We start from the raw sequence: 23,945 nt of genomic DNA, 5'->3' as shown, positions 1-23,945 counted from the left end.
ATTTTTAACTATTATATCACACAAAAAAAAAAAAATGAAAGACTTAGAAAACTAAGCCTTTCAAACAAACTCTTATCTATTTACTATAAAGTCATCATCAGAAGTTTCTAAGAAGTTCTTTGATGAATTTAAGGCGCCTTGTACTAGGTTTGCAACAGCTGTTTCTGTAAAGTAAGCTGTATGAGGTGTATATAAGATGTCATCTCTTTCTATTAATTTTAAGAATGTTTCATCTTCTATCTTTTCTCCTCTTAAGTCTTTTGGTACGAATGGTCCTTCAAATTCGTAAACATCTAAACCAGCTCCTAGTAATTTACCGCTATCTAAAGCTCTAAATACTGCTTCTGTATCTACTAAAGCACCTCTACCTGAGTTGATTAGGATTGAATTGTCAGGCATTAGGCTTAAGAATTCATCATCAACCATGTGGTGGTTTTCTTTAGTAGCTGGCATGTGTAAAGTAACAACATCTGATCGCTTTGCTAATTCTTCTACACTGTCAACATATGTTAGGTATTTTTCTGCTTCTTCATTTGGATATAAGTCAAAACCGATAACTTTTGCACCTAAACCACTAAATAATTTAGCCGCTGCCCTACCGATTCTACCTGTACCTAAAATACCTACTGTTAAAGTTCTCATTTCTCTTGAAACTAATCTCTTTTCCCATGAGAAGTTATGTTCTTCAACATTTTTTACAATCTTTTTGATGTTTCTTGAAATGATTAAAGCTGCTGTTACAGCATGTTCTGCTATAGCATTTGGTGAATATGATGGTACATTTGTAAGTTTAATATCTAATTCATTTAACTTATCTAATTTGTACATATCAAATCCTGCAGATCTTGTTGAAAAGATTTTTACACCATTTTCTGCTGCAAAGTCATAAACTGAGTCTGGAATTTCTTTGATTTGTGAAATACATACAGCATCAGCTCCTACTAACATATCTTTTGTACTTTCGTCTAAGTCCTTGTTAGTTACAACTAATTCTATATCAGAGTTTTCTTTTTTCCATTCTTCAACTGCTTTTTCTTCTACTTCTTTATAGTTAAAAAATACTATTTTCATTAGTAATCCTTTCTATTTTTCTTGTCCATAAATAAAGATATCTCTATCGTATAATTTCAATACTTTTGTACATACTTTATCGATTAAGTATGCTGATATAAATGGTATTACAAAGAATACTAAGGCTAATATCAATATGTTTTTGGCTACGCTTCCTTCCATAAATGATAAGGCATTTATAGGTCCTACAAGTCCTGAGAAACCAAAACCTGCTGAAGCTGTTGTACCTTGGATGTTAAATAAATATGCTACCACACCTGTTACTATAGCATTAGCTATTAAAGGTATGTTCATAATTGGGTATCTTAACCAGTTAGGCATAAACATTTTCATTGATCCTAAAAATACTGAAAGTGGAACACCTATCTTGTTTACATACATAGCCCCTACAACTAAAGTCATAGCTGCTGATGCAATACCTAAGTTTGCAGCACCTGATGCTAGTCCTTCTAGGCCTACTGCGTAAGCAATAGCTACTGTAGATATTGGAGATACAATTATCAATGCAAATGATATTGATAATAAGATACTCATCAATAATGGTTGTAAGTCTGTAAAGTTTTGGATTACAGCACCTATAGCTGTTGTGATTTGTTTTACATATGGTAATAGCAGGGTTGAAAGTGTACCTACAATTAAAACTACTATTACTGGTGATAAAATCATTGTTAAGCTGCCTAATTTACCTCTGATTAAACTTAATAGGTAAACTGCCATAGCTGCAGTGATCATTGTGTTTATCAAGTCACCTATACCTGTTGCTATAAGAGCACCATCGGTAGACACTAATAAACCTGAACCAATCATAGTTGCAACACCAACTAAACCTGTTTCTATTGGTTGTAATTTAAATTGGTAACCAATAAATATACCAACTAGCAATGGTGTAGCTGCTTGTGAAGCTAATAATATCGTATGAATTGTTTGGAATATTTGTGCTTGTGGTGCTAAAGCCTTAAATATTTCCCCTAGGATAGCATTTGGAATAAGACCAACTACTATACCCATTGCTGTACCATTAAGGATTTTCATTAAAAATCCTTTTAATTCTATTTTATTATCCATAAAATAACCTTCCTTTTCTTATAATTTCTCCACAGTCAATATTACGCTTAAGAATTTTGAATGTCAAGCTTGGTGTTTTTTATGTCTCCTATCTTTTTGTCTTAAATAAAAAAAGAAGAGGACATCCTCTCCTCTTCTAAATGTTTTCTTTATGGTCAGTCAGCATATACAAAGAAAACTTATCCGTTTCTATATAGCCCTTGTCATCTACAATTTCATTTGAAATTGTTAGGCTAGATGGAAATGATACTTTCTCTTTGTCTAGAGTATATTTGACTCCCTTTAAAGTCACAAGAGTGTCCTCAAGGACTACTATAGATAAATACTTGTAGTCATTTTTATCTATCTCAATTTCGCCATCTACATAGCTTATCAAATTATTTTCATCCAATATATATCCCCTTATATCAAGGGTGGCAAGCCTCTTAAGCAAAAGGATATTTGCCATAGTATGGTCCATCCTATCACCCATGGCTGATAAAAGATATATATTGTCAGATTTTAACTCTATGGCTTTTTCAAGGGCTATTTCAAAATCAGTCATAGACTTTTCTGAAGGATATTTGATTAGTTTATCTTGGTCAGCATCTGCTAAAACTTTTGTATCAACAGAGTCAAAATCACCTATTATATAGTCTGCTTCAAAGCCGTATTTGCTTAGATAATTTAATCCCTTGTCTACAGCTATGACCTTGTCAGCTTGTTTATAATATCTTTCTAAAAGATCTCTGCCAGGTTCAGATCCACCTGAAACTATTAAAGTATTCACCATCTTTTCTCCTAGGTCTAAAGGATAAAATATTTTTCATCTACTCCAGCTTCTAATAAAACTTCTTTTATTTCTTTTAACAAGTCTAAAATATAAGCAACATTTTCGCATTCTTTAAGATTATTGATATTTAAAATAGAAAAACTAGTTTGCTTGTCTCCTGCATTAAAGTCAATGTTACTGATTTTAGCATCTAAGTCGTAGTTATCTTCCGGTATAAAATTAGCGTCAAATAGTTTTTCATAAGATAAAATCAATTCTTTTATCTTATCCCTTGTTTCCTTATTTAAATCATAACTATCTGATGCTTCTTCATAGTTGTAACCCTTATAGGCTTCAAGTGAATTTTCATCTCTATCATATATGTCAATACTTGCTATATGAGAAGCCCATGGGTTTGTCTTATGGTATTTAAAAATATATTCGCTCATATTCACTCCTAATTCCTTTTTATCTTATAGATAATTGTATACCCCTATTTTAGATTTCTAAATCTCACTTAATTGGCCAGACATTACCCAATATATTAACTTATTTACAACCTTTTTGCCTGTAGCTTTTTCAAGAGCTTGGGCATATAGGTTCAATTGTTTAATATATAGAGTCTTATCAACTACTTTATTTGTCTTAAAGTCCAAAATAGTATAGCCTTGGTCATCTTCGAAGAATAAGTCAATTTGTCCATCGACAGTGATTGGGTGTCCTTCATCATCATACTTCATAGTAAATGATGATTCCCTATAAAGTTTATTATTCTCCTTAGCTTCAACTAGCTGGGCAAATATTGGATGATTTATAAAGTCCATAAAAAGTTTTTTATCAATGTAATCAAATTCCTTCTTGCTGATAAACTTGTTTTCTATCATATAAGTAAAGAACTGGTCTAAGTCTTTTTCAGACATTGCTTTGATAGGAAGTTTTTCAAACAAGTAATGGTATAGGCTACCTTTGGCAAGTGGGTCTAATTCTAATTCATCAGATTTTTCAATAAAATTTGCCTGCAATAAAAGATCTGTTTTATAAAGTTCTTTTTCGGTTAACTTTTCATATTCTCTAAAATCCGCTTCCTTATTATCATCCTTAGCTGAGATTTCAGTAACCGTCTTTTTATATGGAAGATCTACCATACTAGTATCATAATCAAAATTAAAGACTTTTTGTATTTTTTCAGATATATTTTTTTCAAAGTCCTCATTTTCCCTAGATTTTTCTTTTGAAGATTTTTCCTTATTTTCATTTAAGAATGCTTCTTTGTAAAGATCTGCAGAGTTAATATTTTCAAAATTATACTTTATATTTAGCTCATCTATTTCTTTTTGTGAATCCTCTAAAGCTGAATAAATCCAATCATGATAGCTATTCATTTTTTTAGGATCTCTTTTATCTATTTTATAGCCTTCAGATTTTCCTTTTGATAATAAATGAATTTCTCTTTCCGCCCTTGTCATAGCTACATATAAGATTCTCATTTCTTCAGACAACAATTCATATTTTTTAGCAGATTTGATCAACTTATAAGATATCGGTTCTTCAAGCTTATTAGTATCAGGATCATAAACTTTTAATGAGATACCACCCTCATTCATTATAAAGGATTGTCTTAGGTCCATTGTATTCATACCCTTGCCAGCATCAACTATGAGGCAAGTATCAAATTGAAGACCCTTTGACTTGTGCATGGTCATCAATCTAACAACATCATCTTCTTCAGATAGTTCCGCATTTGATTCCCTATCAGTTAAATCTTTTTTTTGAGCAAATTTCAAATAAGAAACAAGAGAAGATAGACTTTGGAATGAACCACTTTCTATTTCTTTTATCTCATCTATAAATAACTTCATATTAGAAAGGATCCTATCTCCATTATCCTTGGATAGTATATATGAAAGATAACCTGAATCACTTAATACAAACCAAGCTAATTTTTCAAGACTCAATTTTCTTTCCAAGTCTCTATATTCTTTAATCTTGTCATTATAAGTTTCAATTTTTTTCTCTATTTCTTTCTTGGCATCGTCTCTTTGACAATATTTTCTAAAGCAATAGTTAAATGAATGGTCTTTATCATCATACCTGATATGAGCAAGCTCATCATCAGTCATATTCACCAAAGGAGAAGTCAATACTGATAAAAGAGTGATATCATCTTGGTCATTGTCTATTGCTTTCAATATTTCTATAAAGGCTTTTATTTCTATATCTTCATATGAGAATCCTGATGATTCATAAAAATAAGGTATTTTTTCCATTTCAAGCACTTTTATAATGTCAGGAAAAATAGTTTTACTTCTTGCTAAAATAGCTATCTTATTATAATAAGTTTTTTCTTCTTTAGATTCTTCTGCTTTTTCTGAATCCTTTTCTTTAGCCGCTTTTTCCTCATCTAATTTTTTCTTTCTATGGACTATATCTTTTATTTTTTTTGCTACAAGAAGAGCCTCAGGATTTATATTTAACAATTCCCTATCGATATTTTCTTTTAGTTCATCCTCTTCATCTTTATCCATATCTTCAATAAAGTTTAAGGATATTTTTGTAGATTCATCATCATACTTTTCTATAGGCTTCCCAGGAGCTAATCTATGCTCATAAGTATCATAGTTCACATCCCCTAGTTCATCAGTCATGTGCTTGTTGAAAATTAGGTTGTTAAAGTTTAATAGATTCCTTTCAGTTCTAAAGTTGTGGTATAAGTCAATGGCAATGCTATTATCATCATCTGTTTTATAAGACTTGTACCTTTCTTTGAAAATTAAAGGGTCGGCTAGTCTAAATTTATAGATAGATTGCTTGATATCACCTACAAAGAAGAGATTATTATTTGAACTTATGTTTTCTATAATCTCATTTTGGACTTGGTTCGAATCCTGGTATTCATCAAAGAATATATACTTATACTTATCTCTAAGACTAGCTAAAACACTCTCATCTTTGAGCAATTCAAGGGTATAGTGTTCTATATCATTGAAGTCGATTGCTTGTCTGGAATTTTTGTTTTCCCTAAATTTTTTGTGGTAAAGTTTCAAAACATATTCCATAGCTTGGAGTGACTTATGCACTTGGTCTTCAAAAACTAGTTCTTTATCCAAGTCAAAAGCCTGCATATCATTGATTAAAGCCTTAAGATTTTTCCTATAGCTATCCATCAAGTCACCAACAATCTTTATATCATCTTTGTCTAGGCCTTTTTCTTCTATAATCTTTTTCCCATGTCTGTCTTTAGTTATTATTTCTACCTGGTTAATAAAACTAAATAGCTGATCATAATTTTCAGCCGAATGCAAGGAAAAAATAACATCTCTATCTGCCATCCTAGACTTTGGATAAATAAATTCTTGATTAAATATATTTTGTATATCCTCTTCCGCCTTTAAATAATCTTGGTAAATCCCATTAAATTCATTCTTATAATAAGTAAATACCTTGTTTTTAAATTCATCTTGTTTATTTTCATCCTGATAATATTCTAAGACTTTATAAGTATTTATAGATTTTTCCAACCAAGCGAATGGATCCAGTTGAGATTGCATAAAATTATATATACTAAATAAAGAAAGCTTTAATTCTTCATCACTATATTTGTTAGAATAGATAGAAAGCAGCTTGTATAATTCCTCGCTTTCATTTTTATATAATTCTTCAAAAACTTGGTTCATGGTTTCCCATTTTAAAATATCCAAATTGGTATCTGTTAAAGTCTTGAAAGATGGGTTTAGGGCAAGTTTATAAAAATATTCTCTTAAAACATTTATGCCAAATGAATGCATAGTGGATATTTGCGCATCATTAGTCTTTTTATATTGATCTTGGAAATATATTTCTTCCTCTTCACTTAGATTCCCCTTCTCGATTAAATCAGCCAAGTCCGACTTTATCCTATCCTTCATTTCTCTGGCTGCCTTATTTGTAAAAGTCACAATAAGCATATCGCTAATATCTATCCTGGTTTCCCTAAGTAGACCTATTATTCTCCCTACTAAGACTTGGGTTTTACCAGCTCCTGCTTGGGCAGAGACAATAATATTTTTTTTTCTAGTTTCAACAGCTAATTGTTGTTCTTTTGTAAAATCTACCATATTATTTTTCTCCTTCCCTTGCATTCTTTTCTAACAGGTCTTTGAATTTTTCCCAATCAAAGTTATCTAGATAAATATATTCTAAACCTTCTCCCTTATCTATAGTTTTATAGTTGGAATAGGAATAAGGGCTATTTTTAGATAAGATAAAAGTTTTTAATTCAATATTTCCATTTTTAATATTTTTAATTGTTTGCTCAATATTTTTTATATTATAGGCAAATAAAGGATCAAACAAGGATTCATCAATTACATTTTCCTTTTCAGCAAATTTACCTTTTCTTCCTGCAAACTTATAAACACTAGATTCTCTAGCTTTGTCAGGATTAAAATCTTCCTCAGTTTCCTTGATCAACTTTTCATTGTTAACCATTATTCCATCAAGCTTCATATTAGCAAATAAATCTTTTTTCTCATCTAAAAGTTCTGACGTATCTTTTAGCATATAGTATTGGTCAGATAAGTTTTGGTAAAAGGCCCCCAAGGCTTTTGAATTCTTGTCGGATTTTACAACAGATTGTAAGTAAAGTAACAACTGTAGGTCTATACCATGATAAATTTTTGAAACATCAAATTTTTTACTACCAGTCTTGTAATCAATTATCCTGTAGTAGTCACTACCATCAGACTTATACTTGTCTACCCTATCAATTTTACCTTCAATAAATACTTCTTTACCATCTACTTTTATCTCTATGGCCTTGTATTTGCCGTCTTTACCATATTTTATTTCGAAATCTATATCTTTGATATTTGATTCCTTTAATTGCTTTTCAGTAAATTTTGCATAAACATCTGCATTCTGACCCATTTGTCTAGCAAAAAACATGTTTTTATATTCGTAGGTTTTAAAGTCTTCCATAGAATCTTTTAGAACTTTTTCAAATAAGAGCTTAGAATCAACTTCTTGCTTCTTATTTATTGTTTGGTCCAGGTAGTCTTTCATGAATTCATGGATAAGATTACCTGTATCCATCCTTGAAAATTCGATATTATCAAATTCTCTAGGTTTTAAACCGTACCTTATAAAGTGGTGATAAGGGTTAGAATTGAATGTCTCTAACTGACTTACAGAAAACTTGTCTAAATTAAATATTTTATCTACCAAGTTTGGATCTAAATTATTCTTAGCTTTATCTTGTGAAGATATTTTTATAGCATTTAGAATTGTATTGTATTCATCTTCATCACCTTCAAATTTTTTGTACAACAAGTCATAATAAATTTTTTCCTTTTCATTTACTAGGCTATTATTTTTTGTCTTTGCAAATACATAAGGTAGGTACGAATTCAACTTATTTTTAGAATAAATATAGTCTAAAGGACTTATTTTCCCTATTTTAATATTAGCATTATTAACAAGCACCCTTACAAAATTTAATATATAAGCCTGATCCATGGCTTCATTTCCAGAATTTACTAGTGAATAAGAAAATACTATTTTCTCCTTTGCAGAATGCAATATTTCATAGAAGGATAATAGGTCATTGGCATTATTATTTTTTCTAGTATTTCTTATCTTTAGATCAAAGGCCTCTAAACTTAATTTTTCTTCCTCATTTAATATATCAACATCATCATTGGCAGGAGGATAGTAAATATTTGTCATACCTAAGACATAAATCTTTTTGCACTTGTTAAACCTAGACCTCTTTATATTCCCTACCATTATTTGATCTTGTGATGGCGGCAAAATACCCACCTTAAAGTTGTCTATGGCCGAAAGAAGAATGTCAGTATATCTAGAAAAAGGTATTTCAGCCTCAGGCATTAGATACATATCATCTAAAAGCTCAATAAAGCTATTCCAGATCATTCTATTTTCTTCATTTTCTTCTTCAGTTTGCTTTTCTTCATAAGAAGTATATGATTCTAGTAAAATTTCTTTTGTAAAAAACTTATATAGAAGTTCTGTATAATATTGGAAGCTTTTTGGCTTATCCTCATGGATTAAATCAAATATATCCTCTCCATCAATCTCAAGAATATCCTTAAACAAATCTTTTACTTGGATAATCTTCTCTAGATTTTCCCTATCCTCTTCCTCGTATCTTTGCTTATGAGTAATGCTATAATATTTATCTTCCATAAGCATAGGACCAAAAAAGTTTCTTCTTTCAACAAAGTTTTGGAAGAGGTCTATGCTATTCCTATCAATACTTAAGAATGATGATTTTAAAAATTGAATTAAATTTTGTGGACTTAAGTCATTTTTTAATAGTTTAATGGCTGATTTTAGATATTTCACCATGGCATTATCCAAAAGATTTCTGCTTTCGTCTAGGAAATAAGGTAAGCCATTTATTTGGAATATTTTTTCTATCTTTGGAAAGTATTCATTGGATTCTGTTACCAAGATAGATATGTCTTTGTAGTTTAATCCCTCATCCACCAAATCTTTTTTAATTAATATAGCTAGATTATCAACTTCATCTTCGGTGTTGTTTAGCTTATTTATATATACATTAGATAATTTTTGATTAGCACCTTCCATATTATTATCTTCTTCTGTATCATTAGATTCATCTTTAGGATCCGGGAATTCCTTTTTGATATTGTTCAAGTCATACCTAAACATATTAGCAAGTAAGATATCAATCTCTGTTTGATCAACAATAGGTGAAGGATTTATTATTTCAATATCTTCAATATATTCTCTAAGACCCCTGTAAAAGTTTAGAGAAATATCAAAAATATCTGCATCCTTTACTTGTCTCTCATCTCCTATAAGTAAACCTTTATCTAGAGTCAAACTCACAAGTGAAAAGTCAGAAATAGCCTCTATACTTTTTACCATTTCAAGTTCTTTGTTTGACATATCATGGAACCTATAAAAATAAAAGGCTGCATCTTTGAAAGCATCTATTTGTTTAATCTTTTCAATGGCTATTTGACTTTTATCCTCGCTAGAATATGAAGATTGGGCTAATAATTTCCTATATTCAGATGATATTAGCTTTATATCTTCTAGTTTTTTACCTAGTTCACTATCATCACCTATTTTTTCAACTATTTCACTAAGGCCGACTTCATCCAAATTATTATCTGCAAATTGGTCCATCAACCTTATCAAGAGCTCAATAAATTCTTTATCATCTGTATTGTTTTGAAATACCTTAAGGTCATTTTTATGGTCTAGAAGTATTGATTGCACCATCAAATATTTAGCCTGGTCTGATATAAAATTTAAACTTCTACCACCCGCTTGGTGGATGATTTCATTGGCAAGCTTTGTAAATGACTTTATTTTTAGATTGAAGGTTGAGTCTATTTTCAAGGCTTCAAAAGCTTCGATTTCTGTCCCAAGGGTAAATTGTTCAGGTACTATCAAATAAACTATTTTATTATTATTTAATTTTTCTTTGATAGAGTCATATAAATATTTTTTATTCTCTTCTACATATCTAGAAATTAAAAGTTGCATCTTATCCCCTTATGCTAAATATCCAGGTCAAAAGACCTGGATAAAGTTTTATAACATCATTTTTGCAGCACCATACATTCCTGCGTCATTTCCTAGTTGGGCCAAAAAGAATTTAGCATCTTTAGTAACTGGGAAGGCAAATTTTCTATAGGCTTCTCTAACACCATCTAATAAAAATTCACCTGCATTAGAAACGCCACCACCTAAAACAAAGGCTTCTGGATCAACTACTGCTGCTATGATAGCTAAGCCTCTGGCTAAGTTTTCAAAATATTCCTCTACTACCTTAACAGCTATATCATCTCCATCTTGGGCAGCTTGGAAGATTTCTCTTGCATCTATATAGTCTAAATCTCTTAGTGAAGATTCTTCTTCATTTTCAAATAGGTAGTCTTGGGCTAGTCTTTCTATACCTGTAGCAGAAGCAACTTGTTCAAGGCATCTGTTTCCACCACATCCACAAGTCCATTCTAGAGGTTCTTCTAAGATTGGCATATGTCCTATCTCACCACCAGATCCTGTAACACCTGCCAAGATTTTCCCATCTAATATAACTCCGCCACCAACTCCTGTACCAAGAGTTACCATTACTACATTGTTATACACTTCTGCAGCGCCCTTCCATACCTCTCCAAGTGCTGCAACGTTAGCATCATTAGCAACTTTTACAGGGAAATCTAACTTGTCACTTACATAATCAGCTACATTTACATTATCTTTGAATCCTAAGTTAACTGCTGTCTTGATTATTTTTTCATTCAAGATAGGTCCTGGCATTCCTATACCAATACCTGTTAGGTTTTCTTTAGTCAACTCGTGCTTTTCTATAATCTTTTTTAAATGTTCTGTAAGATCAGGTAAAATATTTTCCCCTTGGTTTTGTGTTCTAGTAGGAATGTTTGACTTATCAAGTAACTTACCCTTGTCATCAAAAAGGCCAAATTTCATTGATCTACCGCCAACATCTACTCCAATTGTATATTTAGACATATATTCCTCCCAAAATCTCTATATTTATTCTATTATACCAAATTTATCATAGTTTTTAAGAAATTTATTTGTAGACTTTTAATAAATAGTATAAACTAGTGAGGTATTGTTTTTTCAATACAGAAAAGTGTTTATTCGGCACCCACTTAAAAAATCGGAGGTAAAAATGAGAAAGTTAAGTTTAGAAGATTTGTCAAGGCAAGCAGTTATCGCTGCTTTGTATGTTGTAGCTACCCTAAGTTTACCTAGCGCAGCATTCGGTCCTATTCAATTTAGATATTCTGAAATATTAAACTTACTTGCATTCTACAATCCTATCAATGCAATTGGGGTTACCCTAGGTGTATTCATATCAAATTTCTGGTCAACACTTGGTGCCGCTGACCTAATATTTGGTACTTTGCATACAGCTATCGCCCTATACTTTGTTGGAAAATCAAAGAATTTATGGATGGCTTCAATATGGCCAACCGTATTTGCTTTTATCATAGGATTTGAATTGTCAGTAATAGCCAATATCCCAGGTGGTGGCTTCTTGCTACATACAGCAACAGTAATGGCTTCAGAATTTATCATCATGACTGTGATTGCAGTTCCAGTATTTAAGTTACTGCAAAAAAACGAAGCATTCTTAAAGTCAATAGGATCTTATAGACACTATTTAGAAACAAATAAAAATCTTTAGGAATTATTTAACTGTCCAGAACTAAATTGCTAGTTTTGGGCAATTTTTTTGTACAAAAAAATTGCCATGGAATCCCGCAGCAATTTTTCATAATTCCTTATTTTGTTGAGTTTTTAATTTTTAGCTTGTTAAAGAAAACATCGGCTATTTCCTTTGTTTGTTCTCCTAAAACTATTTGTAATTGGTGTCCAAATTCTACAACACCTCTTACGCCATAGATGTTTTTAAGAGCTTCTTTATTAGCTAAAGAATTGTCTATTAGATTTACTCTAAGTCTGGTTTCGCAAACTGACATTGATTCAATATTGCTAATGCCGCCTAGGTTTTCTAAGATAACAACTGACATATCGTTATTGCTCATATCAACCTCCAATTTTTTTCTATCATAATTACTCTTTTGTTTATTTCTATGTTTAATACTATTTCTAGTCTAAATGATAATACACAATAATTTTTTATATTTCAAATTTTTTTGTCAAAATTCAAATTATTTGTGCCTAATTATATTATTAATGTAAGAATTGGCATTTTCAGTGATTGATTCAATTTCTTCCTGGCTACATTGTCTAACAACTTTTCCTGGCGTACCCATGACCATTGAACCCTCTTCTATTACCTTGTTTTTTGTAACTAAGGTAGCCGCACCAATTATTGTATTCTTCTTTATATGAGCCCCATCTAGGATAATTGATCCCATACCTATCAAGACATTGTCTTCTATAGTTGCACCATGGATAATTGCAGAATGACCTATAGTAACATTCTTCCCTATAGATACTTCAGAATCTCTCGATAAATGGATAACTGCATTGTCTTGAACATTTGAATTGTCCCCTATTACAATTTTATTTTTCAAGTCTCCTCGGATTACTGCATTGTACCAGACTGAAACATTTTCTCCAAGGACTACATTCCCTATGACCCTTGCCCCTTCTGCAATATAGGCTGAAGTAGGAATGCTTGGCCTTATGCCATTTATTTCTTTGATTGTTACAAATTCATCCTCATCAAATGTCACAGTAAAGCCCTCTTCTCTTAGGTCTGTAAACAGATCAATGATTTGTTTGCCATAGTCTCCAAGATTTTTGATCAAGTCTGAAGAATGTTTGATTTCTATATTTAAGGCATTCTTCTCACTCAATAAATCCCACAAGGCATCTAAGTTTTCTCCATAAAAGTCCGGAAAATTAAATTTCTTTTTCATATCCTTGTGAAAGGCTTCCTTGCTTGTGTAGTCTCTGCCATCTAAAATAATTTTATTCATATAAAACCTCGAATTTTTTATAATGGTCGCCTGTAAAGTAAATTACCTGGCCACGGTCTGTATAAACTAATCTTTCAGGCCCTCTAAAGCCTCCCTGGTAGTTTACATCTGCTTCAAAGTATTTTTTATCTGTTGGAAGCTTGCCTTCTCTATTTGAAAACCTATCACCCCCGATGACACCCTTGTCGGTTACATCCCATAGGTTTCCCTTTGAAGCATCCCAACCAAGCTTTTTAGCTTCAGATTTTTTCAAATAATTTGCTGGTAATTTTTTATACTTGTGCAAGTACAAGGCTACCTGGTCCTTGCTATAGTATTTGCCATTTTCTACGATTTCGGCACTTTCTACAACTGGATCTTGTTTATCAACATCTTCGTCTACCATAAGATTTTTAGCAAATAACACAGCAAAAATTAAGAATATTACTAGGTATAATTTATAATTCTTTGGATTTCTCACATTTCCTCCATTTCTTATCTAAACTATTATAACATATATTTGACTATAACTGTCTTTAATAATATAATCATATATACAGATATGGGGGTATTCTGGTTTCGACAGGATATTGGAACATAGATAAGCATGTGGAAGGGCATACTTCCTAAAAATAGCAAATTAAATTTAAATGCAGAAGATAATAACTTCGCTTTAGCTGCTTAATTTAAGTCAGCTTGCCACTTGTTAGATCCCACGACTAGCAACTGGTATCATATTTAAGTGGGCAAACTAAGTCTAGTAAGCTTTGCCTAGACTAGGATTTTATGAAGCTACCATTTTATTTGTTTTGTTGGTTTACATATAAAATGGGAAAATTAAAAATCAACTAAACATGTAGAAAGTCTTTGGGAAGCTATTTTGGACAGGAGTTCGACTCTCCTTACCTCCACCAATAAATATGGGGATGTAGCTCATTTGGGAGAGTGCTTGAATGGCATTCAAGAGGTAGTCGGTTCGATCCCGATCATCTCCACCACTACAATAAAACGGCTTTATACAGGCCGTTTTGTTGAATAAGTAAAAATATAGCAATAAGATATTTATATCTAAAGTGAAGAACTATTTGTACAGATATTTTTAGGAGGGCTTATGGAATTATTATTAGAATTAGCCTCTACTGCAGCTTTTATTTGGGCATGTACACAGGCTCCAAAGATAATTAGCTATTGGACTGGAAAAGAAGAAAACGATCAAAATTAGTAAGTAAAGTAAAATCAGGTATTTATACCTGATTTTTTATTGTTTATTTTAGTGAGTTATTAAAAATTAAGCGGAATCTTATCTGTTGCTTACAGCTTACATTCCGCTTAAATTACTATTAATTTATTTTGTATTTATGGGTTCACTTACAATTTGATTTAGATAGTTCTTTTATTTTTTACCTATTAATTGATCTTGACATACTTGTGATGGTATGTCTTCTGCCTCTGATTGCAACACTTAAATCATAGATATTTTCAGGTATTGACATACCATGATAGCCAGCATCTCCAATATGTTGTATATCAACTCCCGCAATCTTGTTATCTATAGCCATTCTTTTTATAGTTTCAGAATCACTTGTTTCTTGACTTGTACCTATTGCTGACATAACTAAAATATCTTTTGAATGAGCATAGTCTACAACTTCATATACTTGTTCAGGTCTTACTCCTGGAACAGATCCTATAGATGGAACTAGTATAATATCTGCACCTGCATCTATAATTTCTTTAGCTATTTCTACAGTAATTACAGGCTCATTTACACCTGCCCCATGCATTTTCCCAGCAATTATTAGCCCGTCAAAGTTTTCTTTAGCTATTTTTACTGCATTAATTACCGCTTCATTTGAAACTCCAACACCTGGATTTCCTGTTAAGCAAACAAAATCTAATCCTACTTCATTAGCTCTTAAAAAAGTTTCTTTAGATGCTTGTCTACCTTTTGATATTACAACCCTATCTTCTAGCATATCAGATTCAGTATCTACAGGCTCAAGATTTAACCCAATTGGTCTTCCTGTATATTGCTTTAATAATTCAACAAAGTTGTTATCATCATATTGACCTAATCCTTCTATAACTGGTGAAAAAATATCTACACCATTCAATAGAACCATATTCGATCCGAAAGCACATGCAATCTCTGCCCCAGTAATTCCAGGCTCATACGCTTCTCTAGTAGCGACAATTTCTGTCAGAACTACTCTTCCCTCACTAGCTTTAATACTGTTTTTCAACTCTTCTGCACTCATCTTAATAATATCAGATGCATTTGCACTTACTAATCTTTTCGCCATATATTCTCCTTTATTGTTTTTATCAACTTACATTTATATATTAGCACACTACTAATATTCGTACAATTTGTAAACATATATTTATATAATACATTTAAAATGAAAAAAGAGCGTTTCCGCTCTTTTTATTTTTTATTTTTCTATAATAATTTTTCAAACTCATCATGTACGAATTGTACTTGTGGTCCAACTACAACTTGAACATTTCCTTTACCTGGTCTCATTATACCAGCTATTTGAGTTTGTCTAATAATTTCTTCATTTACTAGACTATCATCTTTAACTGTTAATCTAAGTCTTGTTGTACAATATGTTGATCCCGTAACATTATCTTTTCCGCCAAGACCTTCTAAGATTTTTCTAGCCATAGCTGTGTAATTAGTATCTGCTGCTAATTCTGTGTTTTCACCTTCTACAACATCTTCTCTACCTAAAGTTTTTAAGTTTAATTTAACAATTGCAAATCTGAAGATTAAGAAGTAAATTGCTGCATATACTAAGCCTAATACTATTAACATATACCAGTTTTCAGCCATTGGGTTTCTTGAACTTAAGAACATGTCAACAAATCCTGCTGAGAATCCGAATCCTGCATACCATCCTAATTGAGCTGCTAAGAATACTGAAATACCTGTTAATAATGCGTGTACTAAGAATAATTGTGGTGCAATAAACATAAATGCAAATTCAATTGGTTCTGTAACCCCTGTTAAGAATGATGCTAATGCTGCTGCTAAAAGTACAGATTTAGCATATTTCTTTCTTTCAGGTTTAGCTACTGTGAACATTGCTATAGCTGCTGCTGGTAAACCAAACATCATAACTGGGAAGAATCCAGCTTGATACATACCTGGGTGATATGTAGCTGTTATTGATTCTTGAACATTTCCTAAGAAATTGTTAATGTCACTGATACCCACTAAGTCAAACCAGAATACTTGGTTTAATGCGTGGTGAAGTCCTGTTGGTATTAATAGTCTATTGAAGAATCCATAAATACCTGCTCCTACAGGTCCCATACCTAGTAATGTTTGACCAAATGATACTAATCCTTGGTAAACTGCTGGCCAGATGAACATTAAGATTAATGATGCTACCATAGCCATAAATGAAGACATGATAGGTGTTAATCTTCTACCGCTGAAGAATGCAAATGCATCTGGTAATTTCACACCATGGAATTTATTGTAAGCAGTTGCTCCTAAAATACCTGATAAAATACCTATAAATGCATTCCCATTATTAACTTTTGAGAATCCTTGGAAAGCAAAGTTATCAACATTACCTGCTTCTGCCCATTTTGGGTCAAAACTTCTTAATAAAGCTACGTTTTCAGGTTTTAACAACATAAGTATTGTTAAGAATGCTACTAAACCTGATAATGCTGCAGCACCATGAGAGTCTTTGGACATACCAAAAGCTACCCCTACCGCGAAAATGATACCTAAATTACTTAAAATTGCATCACCAGATTTTATTAAGAATGCTGCTATTACACTGTTAGCACCCCAATCTGTTGGGTCTATAAAGTAACCAAGACCTAGTAAAAGAGCTGCTAAAGGCAAAACTGCCACAGGTTGCATAAGAGCTCTACCTAATCTTTGTAATGAACTTTTCATTAGTTCCCTCCTATAATTTTTTTTTCAGCTATATCCTATTACATAGCCTCTGAGTAGTTTCCATTGCCAAAATAAAAAATATAAAAAAAGCAATTGTGAAAACGACTACATTAACTTTAGATTATACCAACTTATGATAAATGTCAATATATAATTTATATTTTTAGAATTAATCATTATATTTTTATAAGTAGTTTCTAACGTTTTATAAGCATTTTTCATAAAATTAAAATTTATAAATTTTCTTAATGTACTTCTTTCAGGGGTTTTCATTACTAAGTTTTTAATATTCTTTTTCTAAAATTAAAATTTACTAAACCATCATAAGACATTTTTATATGTTCAGATATGCTATAATTTACCCATGATAAATAATATATTAAATAAAAATCTAGGAAGCCATAGCAGCGGATATTCCCTAGCCTTCCTAGCTAATAATAAAAAACAAATATACAATATTGGAAAACTTTCCTATGACTATCAAGGTCAAGTTGATGGTGAGACCCTTTATGATATAGCTTCCTTATCAAAAACTTTTACGGCTATTCTTACTTTTATTGCTATCCAAGAAGGAATTTTTGACTTGGATACAAAAATATGTGATATTGATCCAGCCTATATAAATCTAGGCCATATAAAAATCAGGGATCTTTTAGCCCATAGACAGGAAATTTGGACTCCAAGACACTTGAAGGAAGCAAAGTCTAAAGAGCAAATGATTGAGCTTTTAAACGATTCCTATGTCTATAGTGAAATACCGCAATATAGTGATGTCCACTATATGATTTTAGGTAGACTTCTGGAAAATTCCTATAAGAAAGACTACCAGGACCTTATTTATGAAAAGATAAAAGTCCCATACAATTTATCTTCTTTGACATATAGTCCAAATACTTCAAAGCTAGCTGATACAAGGTTTGAAGTTTTTCCTGATAAGAGTATTAACCAAGACTCTAGAATTGGATTGCCCCACGATCCAAAGTCAAGGCTAGCAAGTGACTATGATCTTACTCTAGGACACGCCGGAATCTTTATAAATTCAAGTGACCTGTTGAAATTTTTACAAGCCCTTATGGAAGAAAAAATTATCAAGGGAGATCTTTTTAAGGCTCTCTTAGACCATGATGATATAAATGGCTTAAATAAGAAGAGATTAAAAGAAGATAAGGATATAAAAATCCAAAATCTATCCAAGCCCTATTGTCTAATGGGTGCTAGACTTAGAAATGAAATAGAGGAAGAAAATGAAATCCCAGCTAAGGCAAATGACAAGACTGTGTACTTTTCAGGATACACAGGACCTGCCTATCTACTTGACTTTGCAAATAAAATAATCATTATCCTCATGTCAAATCTCACCCACCACAACACATATATGAGACTTGAAAGAAAGAAAATGGCCAATGATATGATAAAAAAAGTTTATGGGTATTTGATAGAAAATAAAATTTAAAAGTCAAAAGGTTTCGGATATTTCCGAAACCTTTTTTAATTAGAAAGCAACTTTTGCGTGGCCCTTTAGATTTGTTTCTATAAATTCTTTTACTTTTTCTGAGTTTATAGCCTTGATTAAAGCTCTTAATTCATCTGAATCTACATTTTCTTTTCTAGCAGCTAAAACAATAGCAAATGTTTGGTCTGCTTCTGGTTCTAAAATTAAACCATCTGTTTCAGGTTTCAATCCTAAAGCATCGATGTATGTTGGGTAGTTAAAGGTTAGGTCTGATTCCTTGAAAGCTTCGTTTAAGTTTAATAGTCCCCATTCTTTGAATGCTAGATTTTTAGGATTTTCACTTATATTGCTTACTTCCAAGTTGTAGCTTTCAGGATCATCTAATTTGATTAAACCTGAAGAAGCTAGCATTCTTAAAGCTCTTGTCCTATTTGTTGGATCATTTGGTATAGCAACTACTGCCCCATCTTTTAATTCGTCTAAACTCTTTACTGTATTTGAGTAAAATGCTACTAAGGCATTGTATACAGGTGTAGCCTTGATTAAATCGCCATCATTACCATCATTAAATTGTTGCATGAATGGTTCATGTTGGAAGAAGTTTGCATCTACTTCTCTATTTTGTAAAGCCACGTTAGCTTGTACGTTGTCTGAAACTTTCACAACTTCTAAGTTGTATCCAGCTTCCTTCATATCATCTTTTATAAGTTCCAAGATGTCTATCATTGGACTTGTGTGGGAAGCAACTTCAACTGTCTTTAATTCTCCACTTGCTTCTTTCACAGTTTCTTTGCTTGATTCAGGCTTTTGGTCTGCTTTTGCACATCCAACTAAAAATATGGTCAACGCCATTAATACTGCTAAAATTCTTTTCATTTATGACTCCTTATATTTATTTACTTTTTTAGCTATAAAATAGCCAATTGATTGAATTATAAAAACATAAAGCACAAAAATTATTATGATTAGATACATCATTTGATAATTGTACTGTTGGTAACCCTCTCTAAAGGCATAGTCTCCTAGGCCTCCTGCACCTATTACCCCCATGACTGTCGAATATGACAGTAGGGAAATAATGGTTGATGTAAAGGATAAGATCAGATCATTAAGAATGGATGGTAGTAAAAAGTATCTGATGATTTGATACTTGCTAGCCCCCATTGAAATGGCTCTATCTACAATGTTGGCGTCAACAGATAAATAAGCCTGCTCCACAAATCTCGCATATATACTTATGGTTACCAGGCTAAGTGGGATGATGGATGAGATGACTCCAAATGAAGTCCCCCATATAGCCCTGTTGACTGGTATCATGATAAATATAAATAGTAAGAATGGTATGGATCTGATTATATTTAATCCAATACTTAAAATTTGGTATAGGGTTCTATTTTTCAAGAGATAATCCTGGCTTAAGGCAAATAAAAGTGAACCTAGTGGGATGGATACTATGATTGAGATAAATATCGAAAGTCCCATCATGATATTGGTTTCTACAAAGGCTTGCCAGATCCCTTCTTTGTTTTCTATCAATAAATTAATCATAGAAATACTCCACTACATGGTTGAAATAGTTGTCTTCTTGCTTGTTGGCTGACTTGGTCGGAATGATTTCCTTTTGAATCTGTCCCTTGTCCAAAAGAAGAATCCTGTCAGAAAAGTTCTTTAGAACATCTAGGTTGTGAGAAATGATCATAATAGAAATCTTTCTTTCTTCAACTATCTTCGCTAGTAAATCAAATATTTCCCTTTCTGCACTAGCGTCTAGAGCAGAGGAAATTTCATCACATAAAAGAACCTTAGGTTTTTGTAAAAGCGCCATGGCTATGGCAAGCTTTTGCTTTTGTCCCCCACTTAGGTGTCTTACATATGATTTTTTAAGCCTAGATATTTGCATAAAATCTAAGATTTCATCTATTTCATCTTCATCAACCTTAGTCTTATTTAATTTGTAGACTAGCTTCAAATGATATAGGACAGTCTTATTTTCTAAAAGATTTGCCGACTGAAATATATAGACAATCTTTTTTCTAGCCTGTCTTAGGTCTTCATCAGACATGGATTCAAGTGGCTGACCCAAATATTTTATCGATCCACCATCTTGCTTTACAAGCTGGTTGGCCATCTTCAATATGGTTGATTTACCTGATCCATTTTGTCCAATCAAGCCCAAAACTTCTCCTTCAGAAAGGTCAAAGTTTATACCATCAAGCTTAAAATCAGAAGATTTATATTCTTTTTTTACACCATCAAATTCAAGTACCATTTTACATCCTTATGTTTTTCAATCTCTTCTCCATTATGGCATAGAAAAAAAATATGTCTATGCTCAAGGTCACAATTGGCTATTTTTAGATATATAAAAAGCTGTCAAAGAAATCTTTGACAGCTTGTATTTTACGATGTAAACATATTTACAGCTTCCATTTCTCCCATTATCAATACTGTATCTCCAGTTTTGAAGTCTGTGGAAGCATCAGGATTACCTATAAATTTTTGGTCCCTATTTATACCTAATATGGTTAAGCCATATTTATTTCTAACATCTAATTGTATTAAAGTCTTTCCTATCCATTTTTCTGGTACTATGATTTCTACAATTTCATAGTCAGAGTCCAAGTGAAGCATTTCAATGGCATTACCATAAACAAGGTTGTGGGCTAGCTTTTTACCGGATTCTTTTTCTGGAATAATAGCCTTTTCTACCCCTACCTTTGTAAGTATTTGTTGGTGGACTTCATCCCTGGCCTTGGCAATTATTTTTTTTGCACCCAGTTCTTCACATAGGGCTGCAGTCATAACTGATGTTTTGAAGTCTGTTACCCCGATGATTACTACATCAACCTCTGTAACTCCAGCAGCCTTCAAGATATCTACCTGGGTTGAGTCTCCAATAAGGGCCGATGTAAGATTGTCGCCCAAGGCATTTACATTTTCTTCATCTATATCTATGACTATTACTTCATTTCCTAATTCATATAGGCCTCTGGCTACAGATTTACCAAATCTGCCCAGACCTATTACTGTATATTGTTTCATATTTCTCCTAACCTATTAAAATATTTTCTTCTTGCAATTTATATGACTTGCTTGGGTTTTTTCTGCTCAAGGCAACTATGATTGATAAAGGTCCAATCTTACCAAAAAGCATGGTAGCCATGATGACTAATTTTGAAAAGCCATGTAAGTTTGGTGTAATTCCCCTTGTAAGGCCTACTGTACCATAAGCTGATATAACTTCATAAATGATATCAAGATTTGACATGTTTGTTTCAACAAGAGATACCAAGAAGATTGCTGTCACTATCCAAGCCATAGAAATGGTAAAGATAGAAGTAACCTTCAATCCTGTATCTCTAGGTAGCCTTTTATTGACTATATTGAATTCTTTGTCTTGCTTTACATTAGATTTTGTAATGATAAATAAGGAAAGAAAACTTGTTGTTTTAAAACCACCAGCAGTACCTGCAGGAGATCCCCCTATAAACATGAGCAAGACCATAAGCACTGCGGAAGCATTCATATACAAGGCTTGAGGGCTTGTATAGAAACCTGCTGTCCTTAAAGTAGTTGATTGGAAGAATGCTACTAAAATCTTATTAAAGAAGCTATAACCTCCTAAAGTTTGTGGATTATTGTATTCAATAGCTATAAATAGCACTGTTGGGACTACTAGCAAAATTGTTGTCATTATCAAAACTAATTTTGTATGTAACTTATATTTTTTATAGTTAAATTTATTTTTCTTTAAGTCGCTGAATACTGGATATCCTAAACCTGCCAAAATGATTAAGAATGATACCACCAAGGATACATTCACATTTGTCGCATATGGTGCCAGGGAATCATTCCCGATTATATCAAAACCAGCATTACAGTAGGCTGATATAGAATGGAAGATTGAATAAGCAACCCCCTTTCCTAAACCAAATTCTGGTATAAAGCTAAAGGATAAAAATATTGCCCCTATTCCTTCTAGTAAGAATGTTGATACAAGTACAAATTTCACCATTCTTATGATCCCTGAAATAGACATAGCATTTCTTTCTTCTGAAAGATGGATCCTATCTGATAAGGTAAATCTTTTATTTAGCAAAATGGAAATAAAAGATGCAGCAGTCATTACCCCAAGTCCACCTAGTTGGATAAGTGAGATTATCACAATTTTGCCAAAGGCCGACCAATGAACAGCTGATGTCAGGGTAACCAAACCAGTCACACAAGTTGCTGATACAGCAGTAAAGGCTGCATCTAGGGGTCTAGTAAAAACCCTATCCTTGGATGAAATTGGCAAAATCAACAAAATAGTTCCCACAAGTATCACTGCCAGATACATGAAAAGAATCAACCTTGTTGGTCTTTTTTCTATATATTTTTTATAAAATTTTGTCTTTTTTAAATTCATATCTACTCCTAAGTATCTAGTATAACACTAAAAGTGGGAATTGGAAGAAAATTTTGCAGGTTTATTTATTAATAAATTTCAAATAAATACTTGCATAAAAAAGAGCGATGACCTTTATCATCGCCCCCTATATCTTGTTAAACTTCCTATTCAATCATCTCTAAAATAATCTCAAAACCTTTTTCTTTCAAAGTTTCTACTAATTTAGCTGAGTCTTTTCCATATACAATCATTACTGTCTTTCTATCTAACTGGTCTAGACTTTCATCAGTTATTTCTTCAGACTTTTCTAGTTTCTTATCAGTTTCTTTGTAGATAGCTTTAGAGTTCTCTACATAATCCAAAATTTCATTAGCAGTATCTTCACTTATCTTTTGAACTTTCGTAAGTGCTAGTGCTTCTATCTTTTCAACAGAAGTTCTTATAGGTAGTGAAGATGTAGTTCCATCATATTCATATTCGTAGAATTTTCCTAATTCTAAATTAGTTCCTTCTGGAGTGTGAACTTGTATCAGCTGATTAAAAGTTTTTCCTTCAAAAACTGTTTCTTCTGCGAAGAATCCATTCCCTAGATAGACTCCTTGTGCCTTAGTCATACCTTCATTATTTGTTTCCTGTCTAGTCTCTTTAGCTGTTTCTTTATTATCATTAGCTGTGTTATTTTTACAAGCTGTTAATAGCAGAGTAAGTGACAATAGTATAAATAATTTTTTTTTCATTTTTTACTCCTTTAAATTTATTTTTATTTAATTATACAATATCATTGTTAAAATAAAAACACTTTTATATTTTTATTTAATGGAGCACATTCAGGAATTGAATTTTTAAAATTTACAGAC

At 32.1% G+C, this 23,945-nt stretch carries 20 protein-coding genes, 1 tRNA gene and 1 other RNA gene; 4 read left to right on the top strand and 18 right to left on the bottom strand.

From position 1 onward, the window contains the following. Nucleotides 1–72: 72 nt before the first annotated feature. The 7 genes from C4Q29_RS05770 to C4Q29_RS05740 all read right to left on the bottom strand — a co-directional run bounded on the left by C4Q29_RS05770 (nucleotide 73) and on the right by C4Q29_RS05740 (nucleotide 11,395). Entirely contained in the window at nucleotides 73–1,071 is a 999-nt protein-coding gene (locus C4Q29_RS05770; RefSeq protein WP_103981867.1) for a D-2-hydroxyacid dehydrogenase, read from the bottom strand. Between the two features lie 12 nt (nucleotides 1,072–1,083). Then, a complete protein-coding gene (locus C4Q29_RS05765) occupies nucleotides 1,084–2,136 on the bottom strand; it encodes a PTS sugar transporter subunit IIC (protein WP_103981866.1) in 1,053 nt (350 codons plus the stop codon). A gap of 136 nt (nucleotides 2,137–2,272) precedes the next feature. Beyond that, nucleotides 2,273–2,908 carry a thiamine diphosphokinase gene (locus tag C4Q29_RS05760; protein WP_103981865.1) on the bottom strand — a complete coding sequence of 212 codons (636 nt, stop codon included), beginning with the start codon at nucleotides 2,906–2,908 and terminating at the stop codon, nucleotides 2,273–2,275. Nucleotides 2,909–2,922: 14 nt separating this feature from the next. Next, on the bottom strand, nucleotides 2,923–3,336 hold the full coding sequence (locus C4Q29_RS05755; protein ID WP_103981864.1) for a hypothetical protein: 414 nt from the start codon (nucleotides 3,334–3,336) through the stop codon (nucleotides 2,923–2,925). Between the two features lie 57 nt (nucleotides 3,337–3,393). Continuing rightward, the gene (locus tag C4Q29_RS05750) at nucleotides 3,394–6,981 is read right to left on the bottom strand and encodes a UvrD-helicase domain-containing protein (protein ID WP_159459230.1); all 3,588 of its coding nucleotides are present in this window, start codon (nucleotides 6,979–6,981) and stop codon (nucleotides 3,394–3,396) included. A gap of 1 nt (nucleotide 6,982) precedes the next feature. Continuing rightward, a complete protein-coding gene (locus C4Q29_RS05745) occupies nucleotides 6,983–10,405 on the bottom strand; it encodes a PD-(D/E)XK nuclease family protein (protein WP_103981862.1) in 3,423 nt (1,140 codons plus the stop codon). 48 nt (nucleotides 10,406–10,453) lie between these two features. Then, nucleotides 10,454–11,395: an ROK family protein gene (locus C4Q29_RS05740; RefSeq protein WP_103981861.1), complete on the bottom strand. Its 942-nt coding sequence runs from the start codon at nucleotides 11,393–11,395 to the stop codon at nucleotides 10,454–10,456. Between the two features lie 166 nt (nucleotides 11,396–11,561). Between C4Q29_RS05740 and C4Q29_RS05735 the strand changes: the two genes are divergently transcribed. Continuing rightward, nucleotides 11,562–12,080 (top strand): QueT transporter family protein, encoded by a 519-nt coding sequence (locus C4Q29_RS05735; protein ID WP_103981860.1) that lies wholly within the window; start codon nucleotides 11,562–11,564, stop codon nucleotides 12,078–12,080. A 97-nt stretch (nucleotides 12,081–12,177) separates the two neighbouring features. Here C4Q29_RS05735 and C4Q29_RS05730 read toward each other — a convergent pair whose 3' ends face one another. The 3 genes from C4Q29_RS05730 to C4Q29_RS05720 all read right to left on the bottom strand — a co-directional run bounded on the left by C4Q29_RS05730 (nucleotide 12,178) and on the right by C4Q29_RS05720 (nucleotide 13,804). Next, entirely contained in the window at nucleotides 12,178–12,441 is a 264-nt protein-coding gene (locus tag C4Q29_RS05730; protein WP_103981859.1) for a PTS sugar transporter subunit IIB, read from the bottom strand. Nucleotides 12,442–12,567: 126 nt separating this feature from the next. Then, nucleotides 12,568–13,344, bottom strand: coding sequence for a barstar family protein (locus C4Q29_RS05725; RefSeq protein WP_103981858.1), 777 nt, complete (start codon nucleotides 13,342–13,344; stop codon nucleotides 12,568–12,570). Next, nucleotides 13,337–13,804 (bottom strand): ribonuclease domain-containing protein, encoded by a 468-nt coding sequence (locus tag C4Q29_RS05720; protein ID WP_234994061.1) that lies wholly within the window; start codon nucleotides 13,802–13,804, stop codon nucleotides 13,337–13,339. Before C4Q29_RS05720 ends, C4Q29_RS05725 begins: the two co-directional genes overlap by 8 nt. A gap of 83 nt (nucleotides 13,805–13,887) precedes the next feature. Between C4Q29_RS05720 and ssrA the strand changes: the two genes are divergently transcribed. Next, nucleotides 13,888–14,237, top strand: a transfer-messenger RNA (tmRNA) gene (gene ssrA, locus C4Q29_RS05715). Between the two features lie 8 nt (nucleotides 14,238–14,245). Continuing rightward, nucleotides 14,246–14,321, top strand: a tRNA-Ala gene (locus tag C4Q29_RS05710). Nucleotides 14,322–14,723: 402 nt separating this feature from the next. Here C4Q29_RS05710 and C4Q29_RS05705 read toward each other — a convergent pair. Then, nucleotides 14,724–15,626 (bottom strand): DUF7916 family protein, encoded by a 903-nt coding sequence (locus C4Q29_RS05705; protein ID WP_103981857.1) that lies wholly within the window; start codon nucleotides 15,624–15,626, stop codon nucleotides 14,724–14,726. Between the two features lie 140 nt (nucleotides 15,627–15,766). Further along, nucleotides 15,767–17,245, bottom strand: coding sequence for an N-acetylglucosamine-specific PTS transporter subunit IIBC (gene nagE / locus C4Q29_RS05700; protein ID WP_103981856.1), 1,479 nt, complete (start codon nucleotides 17,243–17,245; stop codon nucleotides 15,767–15,769). Between the two features lie 364 nt (nucleotides 17,246–17,609). On the opposite strand from nagE, the gene C4Q29_RS05695 reads away from it, so the two are divergent. After that, entirely contained in the window at nucleotides 17,610–18,698 is a 1,089-nt protein-coding gene (locus tag C4Q29_RS05695; RefSeq protein ID WP_103981855.1) for a serine hydrolase domain-containing protein, read from the top strand. 39 nt (nucleotides 18,699–18,737) lie between these two features. On the opposite strand, the gene C4Q29_RS05690 is transcribed toward C4Q29_RS05695, so the two are convergent. The 6 genes from C4Q29_RS05690 to C4Q29_RS05665 all read right to left on the bottom strand — a co-directional run bounded on the left by C4Q29_RS05690 (nucleotide 18,738) and on the right by C4Q29_RS05665 (nucleotide 23,825). Beyond that, nucleotides 18,738–19,574, bottom strand: a complete 837-nt coding sequence (locus C4Q29_RS05690) for a MetQ/NlpA family ABC transporter substrate-binding protein (RefSeq protein WP_103981854.1) — start codon at nucleotides 19,572–19,574, stop codon at nucleotides 18,738–18,740. Then, on the bottom strand, nucleotides 19,575–20,246 hold the full coding sequence (locus tag C4Q29_RS05685) for a methionine ABC transporter permease (RefSeq protein WP_103981853.1): 672 nt from the start codon (nucleotides 20,244–20,246) through the stop codon (nucleotides 19,575–19,577). Continuing rightward, entirely contained in the window at nucleotides 20,239–20,967 is a 729-nt protein-coding gene (locus C4Q29_RS05680) for an ATP-binding cassette domain-containing protein (protein ID WP_103981852.1), read from the bottom strand. Before C4Q29_RS05680 ends, C4Q29_RS05685 begins: the two co-directional genes overlap by 8 nt. Nucleotides 20,968–21,098: 131 nt before the next feature. Next, a complete protein-coding gene (locus tag C4Q29_RS05675; protein ID WP_103981851.1) occupies nucleotides 21,099–21,740 on the bottom strand; it encodes a potassium channel family protein in 642 nt (213 codons plus the stop codon). A gap of 7 nt (nucleotides 21,741–21,747) precedes the next feature. Beyond that, on the bottom strand, nucleotides 21,748–23,106 hold the full coding sequence (locus C4Q29_RS05670; RefSeq protein WP_103981850.1) for a TrkH family potassium uptake protein: 1,359 nt from the start codon (nucleotides 23,104–23,106) through the stop codon (nucleotides 21,748–21,750). Between the two features lie 146 nt (nucleotides 23,107–23,252). After that, nucleotides 23,253–23,825, bottom strand: coding sequence for a hypothetical protein (locus C4Q29_RS05665; protein ID WP_103981849.1), 573 nt, complete (start codon nucleotides 23,823–23,825; stop codon nucleotides 23,253–23,255). Between the last annotated feature and the right edge of the window lie 120 nt (nucleotides 23,826–23,945).

Origin of the sequence: Helcococcus massiliensis (assembly GCF_900258485.1) — a bacterium.
In the GTDB taxonomy this organism is placed as follows: domain Bacteria; phylum Bacillota; class Clostridia; order Tissierellales; family Peptoniphilaceae; genus Helcococcus; species Helcococcus massiliensis.
Note: the sequence above shows the minus strand (reverse complement) of the source record. Positions and strands in the feature narration are given on the sequence as shown.